This is a genomic window from Zymomonas sp. (genome assembly GCF_020216885.1).
In the GTDB taxonomy this organism is placed as follows: domain Bacteria; phylum Pseudomonadota; class Alphaproteobacteria; order Sphingomonadales; family Sphingomonadaceae; genus Zymomonas.
Genome location: NZ_JAIWON010000174.1, coordinates 1 through 3,888, shown reverse-complemented (window position 1 = coordinate 3,888; position 3,888 = coordinate 1). Strand labels below are relative to the sequence as shown.

3 protein-coding genes are annotated in these 3,888 nt (G+C 47.0%); all 3 read left to right on the top strand.

Features of this window, described 5'->3' with window-relative positions:
* Positions 1-1,096: 1-deoxy-D-xylulose-5-phosphate reductoisomerase (gene dxr, locus LDL18_RS08790; protein WP_296508818.1), on the top strand; the 1,096-nt coding region annotated here is incomplete at its 5' end.
* Positions 1,093-2,223 (top strand): RIP metalloprotease RseP, encoded by a 1,131-nt coding sequence (gene rseP, locus LDL18_RS08785; RefSeq protein ID WP_296508816.1) that lies wholly within the window; start codon positions 1,093-1,095, stop codon positions 2,221-2,223. The genes dxr and rseP, both read left to right, overlap by 4 nt.
* A gap of 128 nt (positions 2,224-2,351) precedes the next feature.
* Positions 2,352-3,888: POTRA domain-containing protein (locus tag LDL18_RS08780; RefSeq protein WP_296508814.1), on the top strand; the 1,537-nt coding region annotated here is incomplete at its 3' end.

The following is a 3,888-nucleotide window of genomic DNA, read 5'->3' as shown; positions in this document are numbered from 1 at the left end:
CGAACGGAATTTAGATCGGTATCAGGTCGTCGCTCTGACCGCCAACCGTAATGTCAAAGATTTGGCCGATGCGGCGAAAAGAACGAATGCCAAACGGGCGGTTATCGCTGACCCATCGCTTTATAATGATCTGAAAGAGGCTTTAGCCGGAAGCCCTGTTGAGGCAGCAGCGGGTGCTGATGCCTTGGTCGAAGCAGCCATGATGGGTGCTGATTGGACAATGGCAGCCATTATCGGTTGCGCTGGTCTGAAAGCAACACTCGCAGCTATCCGCAAGGGTAAAACAGTCGCTTTGGCCAATAAAGAATCCTTAGTCTCAGCGGGCGGATTGATGATCGATGCCGTGCGGGAACATGGCACCACGCTTCTCCCCGTTGATTCCGAGCATAATGCTATTTTCCAATGCTTCCCACATAATAACCGCGAATATGTTCGCCGGATTATTATTACGGCCAGCGGAGGCCCCTTCAGAACAACGTCTCTTGCCGAAATGGCAACGGTCACGCCGGAACGCGCAGTTCAGCATCCCAACTGGTCGATGGGTGCCAAAATTTCTATCGATTCTGCTACGATGATGAATAAAGGGCTTGAATTGATAGAAGCCTATCATCTCTTCCAGATTCCATTAGAAAAATTTGAAATTTTGGTTCACCCTCAGTCAGTTATTCACTCCATGGTAGAATATTTGGATGGTTCTATCCTTGCCCAGATCGGTAGTCCTGATATGAGAACACCGATCGGTCATACTTTGGCTTGGCCAAAGCGGATGGAGACACCAGCCGAATCGTTGGATTTTACCAAATTACGTCAGATGGATTTTGAAGCACCGGATTATGAACGTTTTCCGGCATTAACTTTGGCAATGGAATCCATCAAATCAGGTGGAGCTCGTCCCGCGGTAATGAATGCGGCTAATGAAATAGCTGTGGCGGCTTTTCTTGATAAGAAAATCGGTTTTCTTGATATCGCTAAAATTGTCGAGAAAACTTTAGATCACTATACACCCGCAACGCCGTCTTCTTTGGAAGATGTCTTTGCGATCGACAATGAAGCTCGGATCCAAGCCGCCGCTTTAATGGAGAGTTTGCCCGCGTGAATGCATCTTCGGGGATAATGTTTTCGATCCTTAGTTTTATCGCGGTTATTGGTCCGCTGGTTTTTGTTCATGAGTTAGGACATTATGCCGTTGCCCGATTTTTCGGGGTAAAAGCTGATGTCTTTTCGATTGGCTTCGGGCCAGAAATTTTCGGATGGACAGATCGCTTGGGGACAAGATGGCGGATCGCCTGTTTGCCCTTTGGTGGTTATGTCCGCTTTGCCGGAGATATGGACCCTGCCAGTTCTGGCAGACCGTCAAGCGAATGGTTAGCATTATCTCCCGAGGACAGAGCCAAGACCTTTCAGGCTAAAAAAGCATGGCATCGCTTCCTGATTGTTTTGGCCGGACCTTTAACAAATATTTTTGTGGCTATTCTACTTTTTGCTGCTGTTTTTTCAGTGCATGGCGTTGCCAGAAGCCCTGCTGTGGTTTCAGCTATCGTTCCGCATTCTGCCGCAGACACTGCCGGATTAAAAGTCGGTGACAAAATCACGGCGATTAACAGCTATAAAGTTAATTATTTCAATGACCTCCAGCCCGTTGTTCAGATGCACCCTGATGAAGAAGTTCTGATAAAATTAGTCAGAGACGGGCGGGCGATGGATGTCATAGTTCATCTAAAAGCAGAGCATTTTCAAGACCGTTTTGGCAATAGTAGCCGTATTGGTCTGTTAGGAATTTTAGGAGGCGCTCCGGTAATTGTTCGTCTCCCCTTGACCGAGATTCCTCAGGCCGCTACTTCTGCCGTAGGCACTATGCTCCATGAGCAAATTGATGGCATCGGCCAGATTATTACAGGTCGTCGATCCATGGACGAATTGGGTGGTCCAATTCGTATAGCCAGAATGTCAGGCCAGATAACCGAATTAGGTTTTCTGCCTTTCGTTCTTTTTATGGCAGCTATTTCTGTTAACCTTGGGTTCATCAATTTATTGCCAGTTCCAATGCTGGACGGAGGACATCTCCTGTTTTACGCAATGGAAATCATAATAAGACGGCCACTTACGCCCGTTATTCAGACATGGGCTTTTCGCTTTGGCTTATTTTTGCTTTTAAGCCTGACGCTTTTTGCGACCTTGAATGATCTTGGCGTATTAGTCTGGCTAAAGCAGATTTTGGGATAAAAAATAAACTCAATTGATAAATCGAGTATTATCAGTTTTTGTTGAGGGGGTGGGGTGATGGCCGTTCCATCACAAAAAGAAGACAGCCGGAAAACGGGTGTCATTTCTGGAAAGAGGGCAATAATCGGGTGACGGCGCGCAATTTGGGTAATTCTGATCGTAACAATCGGCGTAACCGGCAGAATATGCCTTTGGCTTCCTTTGTTATTTTAAGCACTTTGATGGGGTCAACTGCGATTCCATTACAGGCTCAGACAGTTTCAGAACTGGCCACTTCCCAAGCGGAACAAAGCAGTAATAGCCTTCCTGCCATAGAGACCACGAACTCAACCCAAGATGGGGCTGCATCATCTGAAACTGTATCATCAGGGCAGGCTACTTCTGATGTTGAAAAGAGCTCAGTAGATAGCACTTTAAATTCGACAGTCGAAACGGCAAAAGCCGTTACCCGTCAGGCAAAAATAAAGGCTTCTCATGCGATAAAAAATGTCAAAGAAACCGCTCAAAATAGCGCCAGCAACGGTGAAAATGCCGTCACAAAAACGATAGAACAAAGCATACCGTCAGATAGTAATCCTGTTGTCGAGAAAGCTAGCGCCAATACAACGAGCGATGCGGTGACAGAAGGCGCGAGCAATCAAGATAATACCGCTCCAGCCACCCCAGAAAACCAAAATCAAGTAGAGGCGACATCGTCTTCTTCCAATGCGGATGCAGCGGCTTCTCCGACAGAGAATGGCAATATCTCGGCGACCTCTGAAAAGACAACGCCGACACAGGATAATGCAACTGACACGGCTCCCGCGGCTACCAACCAGAAGGAATCCGCTGCCCCAACGCCAGTCACGCCCGTTATTCCAAAACCTGTTGACGGAACGATCAAATCCCTATCCGTGGTTGGAACGGAGCGCCTTGAGCCTGATACCGTGCTTTCTTATACGAAGTTAAGGGCAGGGCAGCGCTACAATTCCGAAATTTTGGATAGCGCGATTCAGGATTTATACGCAACACAGCTTTTTTCTGATGTCGTTATTGAAGACAATCCTGAACATCTGGGTAGCTTGACCCTTCAAATTCACGAAAACCCAATCATCAACCGGATTGTTCTTGAAGGGAACAAGCGCCTTAAAGAAGATAAAATCCGTCCTGAAATCAAGCTAGCTCCGAGACAGATTTTTACGCGTGATGCGGTGCGTGCGGATGTTTCCCGCATCGTCGAGTTATATCGGCGGCAAGGGCGATTCGCAGCGACGGTTGAGCCTAAGATGGTTCGGCTTGAGCAGAACCGTGTTGATATCGTTTTTGAAATCACCGAAGGGCCTAAGTCAAAAGTTCGCCAGATCAATATTATCGGGAATAAACATTTTTCCGATGCCCAGCTTAGAAAAGCGATGGCCACCAAACAGGCGCGTTTCTGGCGTTTCATGAGTTCAGGTACCAGCTATGATCCTGATAAATTGGCCTATGACCAACAAAAGCTGCGTCAATTCTATCTGGTTAACGGTTATGCCGACTTCCGCGTTGTTTCCGCTATTGCGGAATTAACGCCTGACCGCCGTGATTTCATCATTACTTATGTCGTTGAAGAAGGCGATCGTTATAAATTCGGTGATATCACGCTTGATTCCCAAATTCGGGATGTGAAAGCAGAAAACTTTAAATCCT